The sequence below is a fragment of the Aureibaculum marinum genome (assembly GCF_003813905.1).
GTDB lineage: Bacteria > Bacteroidota > Bacteroidia > Flavobacteriales > Flavobacteriaceae > Aureibaculum > Aureibaculum marinum.
In genome coordinates, this window is record NZ_RPFJ01000003.1 from 62412 (window position 1) to 84728 (window position 22317).

16 protein-coding genes and 1 pseudogene are annotated in these 22317 nt (G+C 31.7%); 7 read left to right on the forward strand and 10 right to left on the reverse strand.

What is annotated here, in order from left to right; translation table 11 throughout:
* Positions 1-79: 79 nt before the first annotated feature.
* Entirely contained in the window at positions 80-937 is an 858-nt protein-coding gene (locus tag EGM88_RS03260; RefSeq protein WP_123896544.1) for a PPK2 family polyphosphate kinase, read from the reverse strand.
* Positions 938-1250: 313 nt separating this feature from the next.
* On the opposite strand from EGM88_RS03260, the pseudogene katG reads away from it, so the two are divergent.
* A pseudogene (gene katG, locus EGM88_RS03265) lies at positions 1251-3431 on the forward strand (catalase/peroxidase HPI).
* A 285-nt stretch (positions 3432-3716) separates the two neighbouring features.
* On the opposite strand, the gene EGM88_RS03270 reads toward katG, so the two are convergent.
* The 7 genes from EGM88_RS03270 to EGM88_RS03300 form a co-directional block, all read right to left on the reverse strand.
* Entirely contained in the window at positions 3717-3974 is a 258-nt protein-coding gene (locus EGM88_RS03270) for a DUF6952 family protein (protein WP_123896545.1), read from the reverse strand.
* Positions 3975-4070: 96 nt separating this feature from the next.
* The gene (locus tag EGM88_RS03275; protein ID WP_123896546.1) at positions 4071-4382 is read right to left on the reverse strand and encodes a thioredoxin family protein; all 312 of its coding nucleotides are present in this window, start codon (positions 4380-4382) and stop codon (positions 4071-4073) included.
* Between the two features lie 73 nt (positions 4383-4455).
* On the reverse strand, positions 4456-5094 hold the full coding sequence (locus EGM88_RS03280; RefSeq protein ID WP_123896547.1) for a peroxiredoxin: 639 nt from the start codon (positions 5092-5094) through the stop codon (positions 4456-4458).
* A 181-nt stretch (positions 5095-5275) separates the two neighbouring features.
* On the reverse strand, positions 5276-6439 hold the full coding sequence (locus EGM88_RS03285; protein WP_123896548.1) for a sigma-54-dependent transcriptional regulator: 1164 nt from the start codon (positions 6437-6439) through the stop codon (positions 5276-5278).
* Positions 6440-6510: 71 nt separating this feature from the next.
* Positions 6511-7359, reverse strand: a complete 849-nt coding sequence (locus tag EGM88_RS03290; protein ID WP_123896549.1) for a mechanosensitive ion channel family protein — start codon at positions 7357-7359, stop codon at positions 6511-6513.
* Between the two features lie 20 nt (positions 7360-7379).
* Positions 7380-8699: an ABC transporter permease gene (locus EGM88_RS03295; RefSeq protein ID WP_123896550.1), complete on the reverse strand. Its 1320-nt coding sequence runs from the start codon at positions 8697-8699 to the stop codon at positions 7380-7382.
* 3 nt (positions 8700-8702) lie between these two features.
* Positions 8703-9629, reverse strand: a complete 927-nt coding sequence (locus tag EGM88_RS03300; RefSeq protein WP_123896551.1) for an ABC transporter ATP-binding protein — start codon at positions 9627-9629, stop codon at positions 8703-8705.
* Between the two features lie 349 nt (positions 9630-9978).
* Between EGM88_RS03300 and EGM88_RS03305 the strand changes: the two genes are divergently transcribed.
* The 5 genes from EGM88_RS03305 to EGM88_RS03325 all read left to right on the forward strand — a co-directional run bounded on the left by EGM88_RS03305 (position 9979) and on the right by EGM88_RS03325 (position 19566).
* Positions 9979-10437 (forward strand): MarR family winged helix-turn-helix transcriptional regulator, encoded by a 459-nt coding sequence (locus tag EGM88_RS03305; protein ID WP_123896552.1) that lies wholly within the window; start codon positions 9979-9981, stop codon positions 10435-10437.
* A gap of 12 nt (positions 10438-10449) precedes the next feature.
* Positions 10450-12840, forward strand: a complete 2391-nt coding sequence (locus tag EGM88_RS03310; RefSeq protein WP_123896553.1) for a 3-hydroxyacyl-CoA dehydrogenase/enoyl-CoA hydratase family protein — start codon at positions 10450-10452, stop codon at positions 12838-12840.
* 4 nt (positions 12841-12844) lie between these two features.
* A complete protein-coding gene (locus EGM88_RS03315; RefSeq protein WP_123896554.1) occupies positions 12845-14029 on the forward strand; it encodes an acetyl-CoA C-acyltransferase in 1185 nt (394 codons plus the stop codon).
* A 220-nt stretch (positions 14030-14249) separates the two neighbouring features.
* On the forward strand, positions 14250-16061 hold the full coding sequence (locus EGM88_RS03320) for an acyl-CoA dehydrogenase family protein (RefSeq protein WP_123896555.1): 1812 nt from the start codon (positions 14250-14252) through the stop codon (positions 16059-16061).
* Between the two features lie 217 nt (positions 16062-16278).
* Complete coding sequence (locus EGM88_RS03325; protein ID WP_123896556.1) at positions 16279-19566, forward strand: amidohydrolase family protein; 3288 nt, start codon at positions 16279-16281, stop codon at positions 19564-19566.
* A 185-nt stretch (positions 19567-19751) separates the two neighbouring features.
* Here EGM88_RS03325 and EGM88_RS03330 read toward each other — a convergent pair whose 3' ends face one another.
* Entirely contained in the window at positions 19752-20480 is a 729-nt protein-coding gene (locus EGM88_RS03330; RefSeq protein WP_123896557.1) for an NYN domain-containing protein, read from the reverse strand.
* A 134-nt stretch (positions 20481-20614) separates the two neighbouring features.
* Positions 20615-21199 (reverse strand): hypothetical protein, encoded by a 585-nt coding sequence (locus EGM88_RS03335; RefSeq protein WP_123896558.1) that lies wholly within the window; start codon positions 21197-21199, stop codon positions 20615-20617.
* A 123-nt stretch (positions 21200-21322) separates the two neighbouring features.
* Between EGM88_RS03335 and EGM88_RS03340 the strand changes: the two genes are divergently transcribed.
* A complete protein-coding gene (locus tag EGM88_RS03340; protein WP_123896559.1) occupies positions 21323-22300 on the forward strand; it encodes a YpdA family putative bacillithiol disulfide reductase in 978 nt (325 codons plus the stop codon).
* The last annotated feature ends 17 nt before the right edge of the window (positions 22301-22317 follow it).

Consider the following 22317-nt stretch of genomic DNA (forward strand, 5'->3'; position numbering starts at 1 on the left):
ATTTATAACTAAATTTTCTAGATACACATAATACAGATAATAATTTAAAAATTATTCTTAAACACTTATCGTTATATATTTAGTCATTTTCAAGTTGCTCTCTAAATTCAGATAAGCGAGCTTTAGTTTTTGCATCTAATTCTGGATATTTTATATCCTTATAAGATTCTAATTTTTCTAAAATAGTTTCTGCTACAATTTTTCTAGCCGTATTTTTATCATCAGAAGGTATAACATACCATGGAGCATTTTCTGTTGATGTTCTATTAATTGCATCTTCATAGCAAGCTTGATATTTATCCCACAGTTTTCGTTCTTTTAAATCACTTGCAGAAAACTTCCAATTTTTATTCTTTTTCTCTATTCTGCGTAACAACCTATTTTTTTGTTCTTCTTTAGATATATGTAAGAAAAATTTTAAAATTATAGTACCATTTTCAGAAAGGTGTTTTTCAAAATTATTAATGTGTTCCATCCTGTTATGGAAAAACTCATCAGTAACATCATTAATACTTCTAATTGAAGGAAGGTTTTCTCCTAAAATATATTCAGGATGTACTCTAGTTACCAATACATTCTCATAATGTGTACGGTTAAAAACACCTATTTTACCTCTTTGGGGCAAAGCAATATAATGCCTCCATAAATAATCATTTTTTAATTCATTTTCCGTAGGCACTTTAAAACTTTGCACAACAACACCCCTAGCATTTACTTGTTTAAAAACTTCTCTAATTAAACTGTCTTTACCTGCGGTATCCATCCCTTGTAAACAAACAAGCATACTATATTTACCATGAGCATACATAGTGTCTTGCACTTCACTAAGCTTTTTTCTAGCTTTTTTAAGTTTACTTTTAGCTTTATCGTCTATTTCTTTAGTCTCTATTTCTGCAAGTTTAATTGTACCTGTTACTTTATAATTTCTACTACTCATTACTCTTTTTTTATTGGGTTAAAATTAGGTAAATTATTCTGTATAGGAAAAGGAATACTTTTTTAGTTTTTAATATCAACCCCCAATCAACAATCACTTTAAATCAGATAAATTGTTATAAAACATCTATCAATAAAACTACTTTTTTAATATAACAAGTCTGCATCACACACATTATTATAAGAATAATTTAAAACTTTTTCAGTAATGATAGATTATCTTTATAAAATAATAAAATATAAAAATAACATTTAAAGATTTCTAAATCTCTAATCATTAACTTTATACAATAAATAATTTTAAAATTTTAAGTATGAAAAATAACCAAAACAACAATAAAAGGCAAGGTAAATGCCCTGTTATGCATGGAGCAAACACTGTATCTGACAACTCTGTTATGAATTGGTGGCCTAAAGCTTTAAACTTAGATATTTTACATCAACACGATACTAAAACCAACCCTCTAGGTAAGGACTTTAATTATCGTGAAGAATTAAAAAAATTAGATGTTAATGCTTTAAGAAAAGACCTCACTCATTTAATGACCGAAAGTCAAGATTGGTGGCCTGCAGATTGGGGACATTATTGAGGATTAATGATTCGTTTATCATGGCATGCTGCTGGAACGTATAGAATTGCTGATGGTCGTGGAGGTGGAGGAACTGGAAATCAACGTTTTGCCCCATTAAATTCTTGGCCTGACAATGTAAGTTTAGATAAAGCGAGACGTTTGCTATGGCCAATTAAAAAGAAATATGGAAATAAAGTTAGTTGGGCTGACTTAATTATTTTAGCCGGCACTATTGCTTATGAAAGTATGGGCTTGAAAACATTTGGTTTTGCTTTTGGTCGTGAAGATATTTGGGGGCCTGAAAAAGACACTTATTGGGGAGCTGAAAAAGAATGGTTAGCTCCTAGTGATGGACGCTATGATAATATAGACAAACCTTCTACAATGGAAAACCCTTTGGCTGCAGTTCAAATGGGATTAATTTATGTAAATCCAGAAGGTGTTAATGGAGTACCTAACCCTCTAAAAACCGCCCAACAAATTCGTGAAACTTTTAAAAGAATGGCCATGAATGATGAAGAGACTGTAGCCTTAACAGCTGGAGGGCATACAGTAGGAAAAACACATGGAAATGGTGATGCTAGCATTTTAGGACCAGATCCGGAAGGCAGCTCGGTTGACCAACAAGGTTTAGGATGGCTCAACCCAACTAGGACAGGAAAAGGAAAAGATACTGTAACTAGTGGTCTAGAAGGTGCTTGGACAACAAACCCTACAAAATGGGATAATGGTTTTTTTGAAATGTTATTCAATCATGAATGGGAATTAACAAAAAGTCCTGCAGGTGCTTGGCAGTGGGAACCTGTAACTATAAAAGAAGAGGATAAACCTGTTGATGTAGAAGATATGACTACGCGTCACAACCCTATGATGACCGATGCGGATATAGCAATGAAAGTAGACCCTATTTATAGAGAAATTTCATTAAAATTTATGAATGATTTTGATGCTTTTTCTGATGCTTTTGCAAGAGCTTGGTTTAAATTAACACATCGAGATTTGGGCCCGAAAGATCGTTATTTTGGACCAAACGTACCTAAAGAAGATTTAATATGGCAAGACCCAATACCAAAAGGAAATAAAGAGTATAATATAGACGCTGTTAAAGCTAAAATTTCCGATTCAGGATTATCTATTTCTGATATGGTTTCAACAGCTTGGGATAGTGCCCGAACTTTTAGAGGTTCAGACTTTAGAGGAGGTGCTAATGGTGCTAGAATACGCTTGGCTCCACAAAAAGATTGGGAAGGTAATGAACCTAAACGTTTAGCCTACGTACTTTCTATATTAGAACCAATTGCCAAAGAATTTGGAATTAGCATTGCTGACACCATTGTTTTGGCTGGTAATATCGGCGTAGAAAAAGCTGCAAAAAATGCTGGCATTAACATTAATATTCCATTTACACCTGGTCGTGGTGATGCCTCAGATGAAATGACTGATGCTGAATCTTTTGAACCTTTAGAACCACTAGCTGATGGTTATAGAAATTGGTTAAAAAAAGATTATGCCGTTAGCCCTGAAGAATTAATGTTAGATAGGACTCAATTGATGGGATTAACAGCACCTGAAATGACGGTCTTAATTGGAGGAATGCGTGTTATGGGAACCAATTATGGGGAAACCAGTCATGGCGTATTTACCGATACTATTGGTGCATTAACTAATGACTTTTTTATTAACCTCACAGACATGTCTAACTATTGGAAACCAAAAAATGGAATTTACGAAATATGTGATCGTAAAACGGGTAACGTAAAATGGACTGCCACAAGAATAGACTTGGTATTTGGATCTAACTCTGTTTTAAGGGCATATGCAGAAGTTTATGCTCAAGATGATAGTAAAGAAAAATTTGTGCAAGACTTTGTGGCAGCTTGGACCAAAGTCATGAACCAAGATCGATTTGACGTAAAGTATTAATTTATTTGAGTAGAACTAAAATAAGTTGTTAAATTAAACCGTTGAAGCTAGCTTCAACGGTTATTTATTATGTATAATTTTTTTTAATAAGACTCAACTACAACCTTTGTAGTTTCTATTGATTCTTTTAACAGTAGTTTAAGATGTTTACAATTCTCTCATATATAAATAAAACCTGTTTTACAATACCATTTGCATCCAATTTAATGCCTAAGCAACAATCACGTTTCAACAAAAAAGCCACTTCAACTGAAGTGGCTTTTTGTTATTGATATCTTTTATCTTCTATTTATCAATAGAACCTAAAACCCTTTTCATAAAATTATTGAGAGCCTCTTTTTTTGGTGTACCTTCTTTAATCATTTTATCCACTTCTATTGCACCATAGAGATTAGATATAACTTCTCCTAAAACATCTAGTTCCTCATCTTTTAACGATGGTACTTCAGTTAAAGCTTCTAATGTCTCAATTGTTTCAATAACATAATCTTGATCATTTTCTTCAATAAAATTAGTCAAGTGTTTTATTATAGGTAATTTCATTTGTAGCTTATAAATTTATGTATTTACCGAATTAACTCTATATGATTTCACAAAAGCTAACTCTCTTTTTAATTAACCTATCCGGTTAAGATATAATTATTTTAAAGTTTTATCAAGTAAACCACTTAACACATCAAATTTATTTGTTTGTGTCTGATCTACAAAACTACCTCCTTTAAACATAGCAAAAGTTGGTAAATTGTCAACTGTAGCCATTTTTCTAGATTCTGGATATTTTTCAGCATCTACAATAACAAAGGTAATGTCTTCATTTTCTGATGCCAATTTTTTAAATTTAGGCTTCATAATTCTACAATTACCACACCAAGAAGCCGCATACTGTACCGCAACTTTATCATTATTGGCAACTATTTCTGCCAAATTATCATTATCTATTTCTTTTACCATAATTTTTATTTGTTTTTCAGATTCCAAATTCCAATATTTTTATTGGAATTTGGAACTTGAAAGTTAAAATTTATTAGTGTGAAGCTAAGTATTCAGCTGTACCTTTAGCATTAGCTTGCATAGCATCTTTACCTTCTTCCCAGTTAGCTGGACAAACTTCACCTTTTTCTTGTACATGAGTTAAAGCATCAATTATACGTAAATACTCATTTACATTTCTACCAATTGGCATATTATTAATACTTTCATGTTGTACCACTCCTTCTTCATCAATAACATAAGTTGCTCTGTAAGTTACGTTGTCTCCTTCTACTTGTACAGTTCCTGTAGCTTCATCGTAAGTTTCATTAGTTATATCTAAAATTCCTAAAATACTAGACAAATTACGATTGCTATCTGCTAAAATTGGATAAGTTACCCCTTCAATACCTCCATTATCTTTAGAAGTGCTCAACCATGCGAAATGTACTTCAGGAGTATCACAAGATGCACCAATAACAATTGTATTTCTTTTTTCAAATTCTCCCATAGCTTCTTGAAAAGCATGCAATTCTGTTGGACAAACAAATGTAAAATCTTTTGGATACCAAAACAGTACCACTTTCTTTTTGTTGTTTACGGCTTCGTCTAATACATTTACTTTAAAAGTTTCGCCCATTTCATTCATGGCGTCAACACTCAAATCTGGAAATTTTTTACCTACTAATGTCATTTTATAATTTTTTTGTTATTATTAATTGTCTTTAACCAAGGTAGAAACCATAACATGAACTACCTTTTTTTAACGACTACAAATATACCATCAAAGAAAAGGCATTACAAGTAGATTCAATCCATTTTTTTTATACAATCATAAAGTTTATTTATAATTAAAAATATTTTATAAAAAGATGTTATTTACTAGCAAATAACTTAACATCTTCTTCAGACACTTCACTACCTCCTAAAATAATTAAACGTTCAACAACATTACGTAATTCTCGAATATTACCGGTCCAATCATATTCTTGAAGTTTTTTAATTGCTTTATCTGAAAATGATTTTTTAGCATTCCCTTGTTCTTTTGCAATTTTTTCAGCAAAAAAATCAACCAATAGCGGAATGTCTTCTCTTCTGTCATTTAGCCCTGGAACTTCTATTAAAATTACAGCTAATCTGTGATACAAATCTTCTCTAAAATTACCTTCTTTTATTTCGTTTTTTAGATTTTTATTTGTGGCTGCAATTACGCGTACATTTACTTTAATATCTTTATCACTGCCTACTCTACTTATTTTATTTTCTTGCAAAGCACGTAATACTTTAGCCTGAGCAGAAAGGCTCATATCTCCTATTTCATCTAAAAAAATAGTTCCCCCATTTGCTGCTTCAAACTTACCTGCACGGTCTTTATTAGCACCTGTAAACGACCCTTTTACATGGCCAAATAGTTCACTTTCTATTAACTCTGAAGGAATTGCTGCACAATTTACCTCTACCATTGGAAATTTTGACCGTTCACTCTTTTCATGTAACCAATGAGCTACTAATTCCTTACCAGTTCCATTTGGACCTGTAATTAACACTCTAGCATCTGTAATTGCAACCTTTTCTATAATGTTTTTAATAAGAGAGATGGCTTTACTCTCCCCAATCATTTGGTAGTTTTTACTAACTTTTTTCTTTAGTTTTTTATTCTCTACAACCAAATTCTTTTTATCCAATGCATTTCGTACGGCATTTAACAATCTATTTAAATCTGGCGGTTTAGAAATATAATCAAATGCTCCCATACGCATAGTCTGCACTGCTGTATCCAAATCTCCGTGGCCCGAAATCATCAAAACTGGTATTTCTGGTTTAATTTTTTGAGTTTTTTCCAAGACCTCAACACCATCCATTTTTGGCATTTTTATATCACATAATACTAAATCATAGTCATTATTTTTTATCATTTCCATTCCCGAAAGTCCATCTTCCGCTTCTTCAACTTGATAGGTTGAATTTTCTTCAGAAATAATTTTTTTTAATACTCTGCGGATAGCCGCTTCATCTTCAATAATTAATATTCTCGACATTTTTTATATGTTATTTTAGGAATGCTAAATCTAATCCTAAAGTTATTTTTTATTTTTTTAAAACACAATTTTTATTCCATTTTTGGCTTACTTTGCTCTGTAGAGTAAACATGCACATCTCTTTGAGGAAATGGAATTGAAATATTATGCTCTCGAAACAATCTATCTATTTCAAATCGAATATCACTTTTAGGAATTCGAACATTAAAACTATCATTAATAGAGAAAGACACTTTAAAATCTAATGAACTTTCTCCAAAATTCAAAAATAAAACCTTTGGTTCTGGTTCTTTCAAAACTGCTGGGTGCGATTTTGCAGCTTGTATTAATAACGATTCTACCAACCTAACATCACTACCATAAGCTACTCCAATTTCAATACTTTCTCTGGTTTCAATTCCGTTGGCTGTCCAATTGAACAAACTATTAGTTAAATATAAATGATTAGGTATAATTAATACTTTATTATCTACGGTTACCGCTCGTGTAGTACGCAATTTGATTTCTTCTACCCTACCTACTTTTCCGTCAAGTTCAATAATGTCACCAACATGAACAGATTGATCTATTAAAATAAAAACTCCTGAAATAATATCTTGAAACAACGTCTGCAATGCTAAACCAACACCAATTAACAACGCCGCCGAAGCAGTTAACATGGCTGTAACATTTACCCCAATATTATGGAGTGTCATTAATAAGATAATCAGGTAAATAAACCATCTTCCAAATGAAAATAATGAAATAAATTTCACCTTATCCAATTCCGGTAACTTTCTAGTTAAAATTTGCCTAAATAATCTTAAAATTACAGAAGTAATAAATAAAGCTATAATTACAACTAAAATTCCCTTTATTGTAATTGAAATAGTATCTGAAAATTGAATTGACGTATTTAAAATCCCATTAATTTCACCCATAAGTTAAATTGTTAAACAAACTAATACTTTAACCATTTATACAGTTCTTTATATGTAGGTTTTTTACCATACATTAAAATTCCTACTCTGTAAATTTTTGCAGCAATAATTACAGTAAAATAAAAGGTTATAAATAATATTAATACAGACACTAATTGTTGCCAAATAGGTACTCCAAATGGTATACGCATTAACATTACTACAGGAGATGTCAACGGAATATATGAAAAGACTTGTGAAACCGTACCGTGTGGATTTTCAATTACTGTAAAAAAGCCAACATATATAGCTAACATTAAAGGCATAATTATAGGCATCATAAACTGTTGCGTATCTGTTTCATTATCTACAGCAGCACCGATAGCTGCATATAATGATGCGTACAATAAATACCCACCGATAAAAAATAATATAAACATAATAATTAAGTTGGCAATTGGCATATTCCAAAATTCTAGAACAACTTCTGTTACCTTATTTTGCATATCAGAATTATCTGCCATTTGTTGCATTATTTCTTGTTGCTGTCCAGCCATAGGATTTTGTGACACATCTATACCAAAAAAAGCAGAAACACCAACCATTAATAAACCTCCAACAATTGTCCAAATTACAAATTGTGTTAAACCTGCTAATGAAGTACCAAATATTTTACCTAATAATAATTTTATGGGTTTAACGGACGATATGATAACTTCTATAATTCTACTTGTTTTTTCCTCAATAACGCTACGCATAATCATATTGCCATAAATTATAATAAACATAAACAACAAATATCCTAAAGCTCCACCAAAGACCAACTTCATTAAGCTACCAACTTTTGAAGTCTTCTCTCCATCAAAAGTTTCTAAATTTGTTCTTACATTAACACTTAATTTATTAACTATATCTGGGTCTAAACCTGATTTTCTCAGTTTTATAACTCTGGCTTTTTCTTCAATTTTATCTTCAATATTATCCATTACATTTAAAGAAGGAGATTCTTCAGAATAGAATACAATTTTATTAGCAATAGCATCAACATTTTCTGCTGGAGGTATATATAACAATCCATAATTTTCAGCTTCACGAACTACTTTTTTAGCATCCTCCAAATTTAGACCTGTTAAAATATCATATTTAGTATGGTCTGTGTTTTCAAATTCATTAGAAAACAAATTACTTTCATCTAGTATTGAAATTGTTTTAACACTATCATTATTCAATTGAGTTAAAAACCCAATTAAAGCGAAAATGCCCACCATAATAAGAGGACTCAAAAAAGTCATAATAATAAATGACTTGTTTTTTACTTTATTAAGATATTCTCTTTTTGTAATTAGAGATAAATGATTCATAAATTAATGATTTTGAACAGTTTGAATAAAAATATCGTTTACACTTGGTATTACCTCTACAAAATGAGTAAGTTCTCCTTTTGAAGTTAAATGTTTAATCAATTGATTTGCTGAAGTTTTATCGTCAATTTTAATATTGAATTGTAGTTCATTATTTAAACTTTTAAATGTAGCCTTTGTCAACTCAAAATTATCTTTCAAGTTCTGAGTTACTTCTGCTTCATTATCAGTAATCAAGCCTATTTCATACTCATTGTTTTTATATTGGCGTTTGATATCTATCAATTTCCCTTCTAAAACTTTATTTGATTTGTGGATTAGAGCAATATCATCACATAACTCCTCAACAGATTCCATTCTATGTGTAGAAAAAATAACACTGGCTCCTTCATCTCTTAATTTCAGAATTTCATCTTTTATTAAATTGGCATTTATAGGGTCAAATCCGCTGAATGGCTCATCAAAAATCAATAATTTTGGTTGATGCAATACGGTAACAATAAATTGTATTTTTTGAGCCATCCCTTTAGATAGTTCTTGAATTTTTTTATCCCACCAATCTCCTATTTCAAATTTATCAAACCAATATTTTAACCGTTGACGTGCTTCTGATTTAGACAACCCTTTCAGTTGTGCTAAATAAAGAGCTTGTTCTCCAACTTTCATGGATTTATACAAACCTCGTTCTTCAGGTAAATATCCAATATCTTTTATATGATCAGGTTTTAATGGTTGACCATCTAATGTAACCAGCCCTTCGTCAGGCATAGTAATTTGATTAATTATTCTAATTAAAGTGGTTTTACCAGCTCCATTTGGGCCTAAAAGACCGAAAATACTACCTTTTGCAACATTTATAGAAACATTATTTAATGCCCTATAATCGCCATAATTTTTTACAACATTTTCAACAACAAGAATATCTCTCATATTATTATTTTATTTTTTCAAAGATATTGATTTGACGTTGGTTTTTGACCATTGTTACATACATATTTACAGTATTCTAATTTAATTTATAAAAAATAAGAATAAAAATACCTGTGTACCAACTACTAAAAAAATAATTGATTTTAATTCTTAACCAATATATATAAACATCCCAGCAATACTACATATAAAAAAATCAATTATTAAAGATAATTATTTTTTAGCAACTCTAAATATCAGCTATCAAAGAAAAATATACTAAAAGTTAAAAACTACTTATACAACCTTATAAGTTTCAAATTTTTAATTTTACTATGCGTGCATAATATTTTTTTGTTATATTTGTGAAATGCAAAAAGAACATACTATTGATCATGTACTGAGAGCAACTTGGCAGGCCGTTGCAAAAATGTACAACGAACAAGCTGCAAAACATGGTAGTACCATGGCTACAGCATTTGTATTATTAAATATAGATTACGAAAATGGTACACCATCAACTTCCTTGGGTCCGCAAATGGGAATGGAACCTACTAGTTTATCCCGTATTTTAAAAACAATGGAAGAAAAAGGTGCAATTTATAGGGAGAAAAATCCAGAAGATGGCAGAAGCGTACTTATAAAATTAACTGACTATGGCAAAGAAATGCGTAAGATTTCAAGAGCTTCTGTAATTGCATTTAACGAAAGAGTTAGAGGCGAACTCTCCGAAGAACAAATAAATCACTTCTTTGAAGTTACAGAAAAAATAAATCAATTAATAGCAGAGCGTGAAATTTTCAAAGAGATTAAACGTAAAGCGGTATAAAAAACAATTATAATGGACAAAAGACATATTAAAAAAGTAGCCATAATTGGTTCCGGTATAATGGGATCGGGTATTGCTTGTCATTTTGCTAATATTGGTGTCGAAGTTTTATTACTAGATATTGTTCCAAGAGAATTGACCGATTCAGAAAAAGCAAAAGGATTAACATTAGAACATAAAAATGTAAGAAACAGGTTGGTTAATGATAGTTTAAAAGCATCATTAAAATCAAAACCATCACCTATTTACAATCAAAAATTTGCAGACAGAATTTCTACTGGAAACTTAGAAGATGATTTACATAAAATTTCAGAAGTAGACTGGATTATAGAAGTTGTTGTTGAACGTTTAGATATTAAACAAAAAGTATTTGAGCGTGTTGAAAAACATAGAAAACCTGGTACTTTAATTTCTTCAAACACTTCTGGTATTCCTATTCACTTTATGAATAAAGGTAGAAGTGAAGATTTTCAACAACATTTTGCGGTAACACACTTTTTCAATCCACCAAGGTATTTACAACTTTTTGAAGTGATTCCTGGACCAAATTGCAAACAGGAAGTTACAGACTTTTTAATGATGTATGGCGAAAAGTTTTTAGGAAAAACTTCTGTTTTAGCAAAAGACACTCCTGCATTTATAGGCAATAGAATTGGTATTTTTGGTATTATGAGCCTTTTCCATCAAGTAAAAGAACTTGGGTTATCTGTTGAAGAGGTTGATAAATTAACAGGTCCTGTTATTGGACGCCCAAAATCAGCAACTTTCCGTACGGTTGATGTAGTTGGATTAGACACACTGGTTCATGTAGCTAATGGCATTTATGAAAATTGCCCAAAAGATGAGGCTCATGACCTTTTTAAATTACCTGATTTCATCGACACTATGATGAAAAATAAAATGCTAGGTAGTAAAACAAAAAAAGGTTTTTATAAAAAAGAAGGTAAAGAAATTTTAACACTTGACCTTGATACGCTAGAATACCGTCAAAAGAAAAGAGCAAAATTTGCCACTTTAGAATTAACAAAAACAGTAGATAAGGTTATAGACCGTTTTAAAATTTTAGTAAATGGTAAAGACAAAGCTGGTGAATTTTACAGAAAAAATTTCACAGCAATGTTTGCCTATGTACAAAATAGAATTCCCGAAATTTCTGACGAACTATTCAGAATTGATGATGCAATGAAAGCTGGTTTTGGTTGGGAACACGGACCATTTCAAATATGGGATGCAATTGGGGTTGAAAAGGGAATAGAACTTATGAAATCCGAAGGTTTTGAGCCTGCTAAATGGGTTTCTGAAATGGTAGCTAGTGGAAACACTTCTTTTTATACCGTTAAAGAAGGTTCTAAATATTATTATGACATTTCTGCAAAAAAACAAACTAAAATTCCAGGTCAAGACTCATTTATTATTTTAGATAATATTAGAGAAGCACAAACCATTTGGAAAAATAGTGATGCTTCTATTCAGCATTTAGGCGATGGAGTTTTAAATGTAGAATTCCAATCAAAAATGAATACTTTGGGTAGTGGCGTTTTACAAGCGATTAACAAAGGCATAGACTTAGCTGAATCTGAATACGATGCTGTTATTTTAGGAAATCAAGATGCAAACTTTACTGTAGGGGCAAATCTTGCTATGATTTTTATGATGGCTGTAGAGCAAGAATACGATGAGCTTAATTATGCCGTAAAATATTTTCAAGATACGGTAATGCGATTGAGGTATTCTTCTTGTCCTACAATTGTTGCTCCACATGGAATGACCTTAGGAGGAGGGTGTGAACTTTCTTTACATGCAGATAAAGTCGTGGCGGCAGCTGAAACCTACATCGGGCTAGTAGAATTTGGTGTGGGTATAATCCCTGGAGGTGCTGGTTCTAAAGAAATGGCTCTTCGTGCTACAGAAGGTCTTTTAAAAGATGATGTAAAACTTAACAAATTAAGAGATTACTTTATTAATGTAGCAATGGCCAAGGTAGCAACCTCTGCTTATGAAGCTTTTGATTTAGGCTTCTTTAAAAAACATAAAGATAGTGTAGTTGTTAACAAAAACAGACAAATTGCCACTGCAAAAAGACATGCTATTCAAATGCTAGAAGATGGTTACACACAACCAACACCTAAAAAGGCATATGTTATGGGACAACAGGCTTTAGGTATGTTTTTAGTAGGAACTGACAGTTTGGAAAAAGGACGTTATGCCTCTGAACACGATAAAAAAATAGCTAATAAACTAGGCTATGTTTTAGCTGGCGGCGATTTATCTGAACCTACTTACGTGTCCGAAAGATACTTATTAGATCTTGAACGTGAAGCATTTATGTCTTTAATAACGGAAAGAAAAACGTTAGAAAGGATTGAGCATATGTTAAAAACAGGAAAACCTTTAAGAAACTAAAAAAATGAAAACAGCATATATAGTAAAAGGATACAGAACAGCAGTTGGTAAAGCACCTAGAGGTGTATTTAGGTTTAAAAGACCTGATGAATTAGCAGCAGAAACAATTCAACACTTATTAAAAGAAGTTCCTACTCTTGATAAAACAAGAATTGATGATGTAATTGTTGGTAATGCTATGCCGGAAGCTGAACAAGGGTTAAACATTGGTAGATTAATCTCTTTAATGGGGCTAAAAATTGAAGATGTTCCTGGAGTAACAGTAAATAGATATTGTGCTTCTGGATTGGAAACTATTAGTATTGGCGTAGCCAAAATACAATCAGGAATGGCAAAGTGTGTTATTGCCGGTGGTGTAGAAAGTATGAGTTATATCCCTATGGGTGGATATAGACCAACACCTAATTATAAAGTGGCAAAAAATGGGCACGAAGATTATTATTGGGGCATGGGCTTAACTGCAGAAGCCGTTGCTGATAAATATAAAGTTTCTAGAGAAGAACAGGATGAATTTGCATTCAATTCTCATCAAAAATCGCTTAGAGCTCAAGACAATAATACTTTTCAAGACGATATTGTTCCTATCGAAGTTGAAGAAATTTTTGTTGATGAAAATGGCAAAAAACAATCAAAAAAATATACCGTGTCAAAAGACGAAGGTCCACGAAAAGGTACTTCTATTGAAGCTCTAGCTAAATTACGTCCTGTTTTTGCTCAAGGCGGAAGCGTAACCGCAGGAAACTCATCACAAATGAGTGATGGTGCTGCTTTTGTATTGATAATGGATGAAGATATGGTTAAAGAACTTAATCTTGAACCCGTGGCCAGAATGGTTTCGTTTGCCGCAGCAGGTGTTGATCCAAAATATATGGGAATTGGCCCTGTAAAAGCCATTCCAAAAGCCATTGAACAAGCTGGATTAAAATTAAAAGATATTGATTTAATTGAATTGAATGAAGCTTTTGCTTCTCAATCCATAGCCGTAATAAAAGAGTTAGGCCTAAATAAAGACATTGTAAATGTAAATGGCGGTGCAATTTCTTTAGGGCATCCATTAGGATGTACTGGTGCTAAATTATCAGTTCAATTGTTTAATGAAATGAGACGTAGAAAAAACAAATATGGAATAGTAACCATGTGCGTAGGTACTGGACAGGGTGCAGCTGGAATCTATGAGTTTTTAAAATAAAAAACAGAACAATTGTACTCTTAATGTAAAACTGAAAAGGATAGAAAATTTGCCAATTACATAAATACGTTAAAATATTAATTTAGTTGTTGCCAATAAATTCATAATACCTGAAAATAAAATAATTCCAAAAACTGATTTCAAGTTTTCAAGATAGACTGCACTGGTCTAAACTCTTGCATCTTGTTATCCAGATTCAATAATAATTAACACAAATAACATGAGTACAGAAGATAAAAATTTATTAAGAGGTGGACAATTTCTCGTAAGAGAAATAAATAGCGATGAAATTTTCACACCTGAAGATTTTAACGAAGAACAACTGATGATGAAAGAATCAGTTACAGAATTTGTTGACCGTGAACTTTGGCCAAATAAATCTAAGTTTGAAGCTAAAGATTATGCTCTAACCGAAGAATGTATGCGAAAAGCTGGAGACTTAGGTTTCTTAAGCGTATCTGTTCCTGAAGAATATGAAGGCATGGGAATGGGATTTGTCTCAACCATGTTAGTCTGCGATTACATTTCTGGAGCAACGGGCTCTTTTAGTACAGCTTTTGGTGCTCATACAGGTATTGGAACTATGCCAATTACACTATACGGAACAGAAGAACAAAAGAAAAAATATGTCCCTAAATTAGCCTCAGGAGAATGGTTTGGCTCTTACTGCTTAACTGAACCCAGTGCAGGTAGTGACGCAAATTCAGGAAAAACCAAAGCTGTACTTTCTGATGATGGAAAATATTACAGTATTACTGGACAAAAAATGTGGATTTCAAACGCTGGTTTCTGTAAATTAATGATTGTTTTTGCTCGTATAGAAGACGATAAAAATATTACTGGATTTATTGTTGAGTATGATAAAGACAATCCTAACGGAATTACTATGGGCGAAGAAGAGCACAAGCTCGGAATTAGAGCTTCTTCTACTCGTCAAGTGTTTTTTAATGAAACCAAAGTTCCAGTCGAAAATATGTTGTCTACTCGTGGTAATGGTTTTAAAATTGCCATGAATGCTCTTAATGTTGGTCGAATTAAACTAGCTGTTGCGTGTTTAGATGCTCAACGTAGAACAATTACCGAATCTATAAAATATGCTAACGAACGTTTGCAATTTAAAACACCTATTGCTAAGTTTGGTGCCATTCGTCAAAAAATTGCAGAAATGGCAACAAACTGTTGGGTAGGTGAATCTGCAAGTTATAGAGCGGCTAAAAATATAGAAGACAGAATTGAACTTCGTAAAAAAAATGGAAAAGACACAGATCAAGAAGCTGAATTAAAAGGAGTTGAAGAATATGCAATAGAATGTTCTATTTTAAAAGTTGCTGTTTCTGAACACATTCAAAAATGCACAGATGAAGGCATTCAAATATTTGGAGGAATGGGCTTTTCTGAAGAAACTCCAATGGAATCAGCATGGCGTGATGCTAGAATTACTAGAATTTACGAAGGGACCAATGAAATTAACAGAATGCTATCTATTGGCATGTTAATAAAAAAAGCCATGAAAGGTCATGTAGATTTATTGGGCCCTGCAACAGCAGTAGCAAACGAATTAACAGGCATCCCTTCTTTTGAACAACCCGATGCTAGTGTTTTATTTTCAGAAGAAAAACAAATTATAGTAAACTTAAAAAAATTATTTTTAATGGTTGCGGGTGCTGCTCTACAGAAATATGGAGAAGAAATAGAAAATCATCAACAACTAATGTTAGCTGCTTCTGATATTTTAATCCAAATATATCTAGCTGAATCTGCAATTTTAAGAGCTGAAAAATTGGCAAAAAAAGAAGGTGAAGAAAACGTTAAAGAACAAATAGCCATGGCAAAATTAAACTTATTCCATGCTATAGACATTATAGAAACCGCAGGTAAACACTCCATAATTTCTTTTGCAACAGGAGATGAGCAACGCATGATGTTAATGGGCCTTAAACGTTATATTAAATATGTTAACATGCCAAATATAATAGAGTTAAGAAATATAATTGCAGATAAAATAACAGAGAAAAATAAATATTGCTTTTAGTAATACTATTATTTTAAAATAGTATTCTCAAATAATTTTAGCGAATTAAACCGTTTTTTAAATACCTAAATTGTTTATAGGTATTGAAAACGGTTTTTTGTTTCAAATAAACTTCTATTCTAATCTTTTTCTATAATTATTAGGGTAATAAATTCCCTTTTTTACAATATAAAGTTTTATAGTTATCTTCGCATTTCATGTCTAAAACATTTTCAAAATGTCAAAAATTAACCTACTTTTTTTTATTACGCTAGTTTTATCAATAAACCTTTTGGCCCAAGATAAAAAATCTAAAAAATGGGATGTTTCAAATCCTGAAGGAAATTGGGAATTTAAAGAGGTTCAACTAAATACTGATGAAGGTACATGGATGAATTTAGATGTAAGCCCTGATGGAAAAACTATCGTTTTTGACCTCTTAGGTGATATTTACAAGATGCCAATAACTGGAGGAAAAGCAATAATATTAAGAGAAGGATTACCTTTTGAAATTCAACCACAATTTAGTCCAGATGGCAAGAAAATATTATTTACTAGTGATGCTGGTGGTGGTGATAATATTTGGATAATGAATTCTGATGGTTCAAATGCAAAACAAGTAACTAAGGAAAATTTTAGATTGTTAAACAATGCTACTTGGACGCCTGATGCCAATTATATTATTGCTAGAAAACATTTTACTTCTGGGCGTTCTTTAGGTGCCGGTGAAATGTGGATGTATCATATCACAGGTGGTTCTGGCACGCAACTCACTAAAAGAAAAAATGATCAACAGGACGTTAACGAACCTACGGTATCTCCTGATGGAAAATACTTATATTACAGTGAAGATGTATACCCCGGAGGAGCATTTAATTACAACAAAGACCCTAACAGTCAAATTTATGTAATTAAAAGATATAGTTTTGAAGATGGAAGCAATCAAACTATTACTGGTGGTCCTGGAGGTGCCGCACGACCTCAAGTTTCACCTGATGGTAAAAAATTAGCATTTATAAAACGTGTTAGAACAAAATCAGTTCTTTACATCCATAATTTAGAAACTGGTGAAGAATATCCTGTTTATGACAACTTAAATAAAGATCAACAAGAAGCTTGGGCTATTTTTGGAGTTTATCCTCGTTTTGATTGGATGCCCAACAATAAAGAATTGGTTTTTTGGTCAGGTGGAAAAATCAATAAATTAAATATTGAAACCTTAACAGTTAGCAACATTCCTTTTCAAGTAGAAACAACACTTAAAATTGCTAAGGCATTAGAATTTGATTCTCCTGTATATACTGAAAATTTTACTGCTAAAGCAATAAGAAATGCTGTTACATCTCCTGATGGAAAAACATTGGCGTTTAATGCTCTAGGTCATATTTACATAAAAAAACTACCTAATGGCACTCCAAAAAGACTCACCAAGGAAACCGATATTGAGGCTGAACCTCAATTTTCACCCAACGGAAAAGAAATTGTATATGTAACTTGGAATGATGAAAATTTGGGAGCTATCCGTACAGTATCAATTAAAGGAGGAAAAACCACAAAAATTACAAACGAAAAAGGAATTTATAGAATGCCTTCTTTTAGTAAAGATGGTAAAACTATTGTATACGTAAAAGAAAGTGGAAACAACGAACAAGGCAGAACGTTTTCAAAAAAATCAGGTATTTATACCATTAACAAAGATGGTTCTAATAATAAATGGTTAAAAGTTAAAGGAGAATATCCTCAATTTTCTAAAGATAACAAGAGGATACTTTACCAGACAGGAGGTACATATTTTGGAAAGCTCACTAAATCTTTAAAAAGTATTGATATAAATGGTAAAAATGAAAAAACATTAATTACTTCTAAATATGCAAATCGATTAGTGCCTAGTCCTGACAATAAATGGATAGCCTTTAGTAACTTACACAAAGTTTATTTAGCTCCTATGCCAACAACAGGTCAACCATTAAATTTAGATAGTAAAACCAAAGTAGTACCTGTTTCTCAAATTTCAAAAGATGCTGGTACAAATTTACATTGGTCTTCGGATAGTAAAAGCATACACTTCACTCTAGGTGAACAATATTTTAGTAATAAAATAGAAGAAAGGTTTACATTCTTAGAAAATTCACCAGATAGCATTCCTGCGATTAAAGAGAAAGGTATAAATATTAATTTGGTTGCTAAGATGGACAACCCCATGGGTAAAATAGCTTTTACTAATGCTAGAATTATCACTATGGAAGGTAATGAAGTTATTGAAGATGGCACCATAGTTATCCAAGAGAATAAAATTATAGCTGTTGGAAAATCGAAAGAGATAAAGCTCGACTCTAACACTAGAGTTTATGATCTAAGCGGAAAAACTATTATGCCTGGTATTGTAGATGTTCATGCTCACATAGGCGGGTTTAGATATGGATTAAATGCTCAAAAACATTGGCAATTTTATGCTAATTTAGCTTTTGGTGTGACCACCTCACATGACCCTTCTGCAAATACAGAAACTGTTTTTACTTTGGCTGAGCTGATAAAAAGTGGACAAATGGTTGGACCACGTCTCTACTCCACTGGTTTTATTTTATATGGAGCAGATGGTGATTTTAAGGCTGTTGTAAATAGTCTTGATGATGCCAGGTCTTCCATTCGAAGGACCAAAGCGTTTGGTGCAAAATCAGTTAAAAGTTACAACCAACCAAGAAGAGAACAACGCCAACAAATTATACAAGCTGCCCGTGAAGAAGGTATTTTTGTTGTTCCTGAAGGCGGCTCTACATTTTATCATAATATGACTATGATTATGGATGGTCATACTGGAATAGAGCACAATATTCCTATTGCTCCAGTTTATAAAGATGTAATTACATTATGGAGTAATAGTAACACAGGCTATACTCCAACACTTATCGTAAACTATGCCGGTATGAGTGGTGAATATTATTGGTATCAAGCAACCAATGTTTGGGAAAATGAAAAATTATTAAAATATACGCCTAGAGGTATTATTGATGCAAGATCAAGACATAGAACTATGGTACCAATGGAAGAGTATGAAAATGGACATATATTAACTTCTAAAACAGCTAAAGAACTTTCTGACGCTGGTGTAAAAGTGAATTTAGGTGCTCATGGTCAATTACAAGGTTTAGGAGCACATTGGGAGTTATGGATGCTACAACAAGGAGGAATGACCAATCACGAAGCATTACGTGCTGCTACTATTAATGGAGCCGAGTATTTAGGATTAAGCAATGATATTGGCTCTCTAAAAGTAGGTAAATTGGCGGATTTGATAGTACTGGATAAAAACCCTTTAGAAGACATTAAAAATTCAAATAGTGTTAAATATACTATGGTAAATGGTAGATTATATGATACTGAAACCATGAACGAAATTGGCAATACCATAAAAAAACGAAGTAAATTCTATTGGGAAAACAACAATTACAACCAAGCATTTCCTTGGCATGATGAAGCTCAAAGCTTTACACAACCAGGTTGCGGATGTGTTATAGGACATAATTAGAAAAAATATTAAATTTAGTATTTTCTTCTTGTAAAGAAATAAAATTAAGTTAAAGAAATAGTTCTCTAACCTCTAATTAAATGAAAAAAACTTGATATTGTGAATAAAAAATTCCTCTCCTATTATCAAGGAGAGGAATTTAAAATCTTATTTTAATATTTCTAAAGTTTTAAAAGAGAAAAACATTACTTATTCCTTACATAAATTAATTTAAAACGCTTATTTCCTTGATCTCGTTGTTCTATTTCAAATTGTTTTAGTGAATGAAATAGTGGTGTCAATTTATCAAAACCAAAGTTACGAGCATCAAAATTTGGTTGTTTTTTTATTATTAAAGAACCTACATCTCCTAAAAAAGCCCATCCATCTTCATCAGCTGCATCATCAACTGATTGTTTTAACAGCCGTATGGTTGTAGGGGTTATTTTGTCTAAACTTGGCTTTTTAGAATCATTCTTACCATCTTCTTTATCGGTATAGGTTTCTAATATTTCCAAATAAATAAATTTATCACATGCAACAATAAATGGATCTGGTGTTTTTTTCTCTCCAATACCAATTACCTGCATTCCGGATTCTCTTAATCGAGTAGCTAATTTTGTAAAATCACTATCTGAAGAAACCAAACAAAAACCGTCAATATTTTTAGAATAAAGAATATCCATTGCATCAATAATCATAGCAGAATCTGTTGCGTTTTTACCAGTAGTATAAGCATACTGCTGTATTGGATTAATGGCATTTTCTAACAATACGTTTTTCCACTTGTTTAAATTTGGTTTAGTCCAATCACCATAAATACGTTTAATAGTTGGAGTACCATATTTGGTAATCTCTTCCATCATCTCTTTTATATACTTTGATGGAATATTATCTCCATCAATAAGTACCGCTAATTTTATGTCTTTTATCATGTAGGTAAAGATACAATTTTAATAAAATTTAACAAGTTCTCTCTCTAACACAAATTAATTCTCAGATTGATCAAAAATAGCAAATAGAATACTTTTTTTGACAATTCAAATTTAATCCTTATTTCGTTAACCTTTTACTTTCTTACCTTACCACTAAAGACACTTACTTTAGAGTTAAAAGGATTTCCTGACGCTCTTCTCAAAATGGCTATTTGTCCTGAATGCCACACAGCATCTTCGATAGGTCCATTAATTGTTTTCCAAAATGGGTGCTCTGAAGTACCATAATCATTTTTAAAAATAATTTTAAAATCGTTTAACGATTCCGCTTTTAATAAAATTTCACTAGCCTTTTTAAAATTTAGCAATGTAGCTTTACGTAGTTCTTCAAAAGATAAAGAATCTTTTTTAGTGTGAGCATTGGGGGTTTTGGTAGTAGCATTAACAATCATTTTAGACAACTCATAAATATGCTCAATGGTTTTAATTGTGGTTCTTCCCTCTTTATTAAGCTTATACGCCAAATCTTCTGCTCTCAATCCTTCAGTAGCCCAATAATATCTAAATCCCAGTCCATCAACCATTCTCGCTACTACTGTGGTAGCTGAATATTCTTTAGGATAAGGTGGAATTTCTGAATAAGGCAACTCTGTTTTCAAACCTTGTGCATTTATTGATGAAATAACTAAAAACAATGTTATATATAAAAATGATTTCATTATGAAATGATTAATTTTGTTTTTTAAAAGTAATACAAATATTGATTGCATACCCCTATAAGAGACATTTATTAAAAATTAGTTCTTTTGGGTTACTGTAAACAATTAAAATAAAGCAAGTTGATGAAAAATAATTTCGATGTTTTAATCATTGGAGCTGGTCCAATTGGTATTGCCTGTGCTTTAGAAGCCAAAAAAAAGGGATTGAGTTACATAATTATTGAAAAAGGAGTTTTGGTTAATTCTCTTTATAATTATCCCACAAATATGACATTTTTCTCTACTTCTGAAAAGTTAGAGATAGACAATATCCCCTTTATTAGTAGTAACCCTAAACCAAATAAAAAAGAAGCCTTAGAGTATTACAGACGTATTGTTTCATCTAACAACCTCAACGTTAATTTATTCGAAAAAGTTGAGACTGTAACTTCAGAAAATGGAATCTATACTGTAAAGACGAATAAAAATAATTATCATTCAAAAAATATTATAATTGCTACAGGCTTTTATGACCTTCCAAATTATTTAAATGTTCCTGGAGAAGATTTACCTAAAGTGTTCCATTATTATAACGATCCTCATTATTTCTCAGCTCAAGATGTTATTGTAGTAGGAGCTAGCAACTCTTCTGTCGATGCTGCTTTAGAAGTCTATAGAAAAGGTGGTCGGGTTACTATGGTAATACGTGGTAAGACCATTGGTGAAAGAGTTAAATATTGGGTTAAGCCTGATATTATAAATAGAATTAAAGAAGGCAGCATTAAAGCCTATTTTAAAACTGAAATTAAAGAAATATTTGAGGATAAAGTAATTATCACAACAGAAAATGGAAAAGATATTACGCTTAAAAATGATTTTGTTATTGCTTTAACTGGATACCGTCCTAATTTTGAATTTTTAAAAAACATTGGTGTAGACCTTTCCAATGATGGATTAAAAAAACCTGTTTATAATCCTGAAACTATGGAAAGTAATTTAAAAGGCATCTATTTAGCTGGAGTTATTTGTGGTGGTATGGAAACGCATAAATGGTTTATAGAGAACTCAAGAATTCATGCAAAAATGATTATTCAAAACATCACCACATCTTCTAAAATTTAATAATTATAATACTTAGA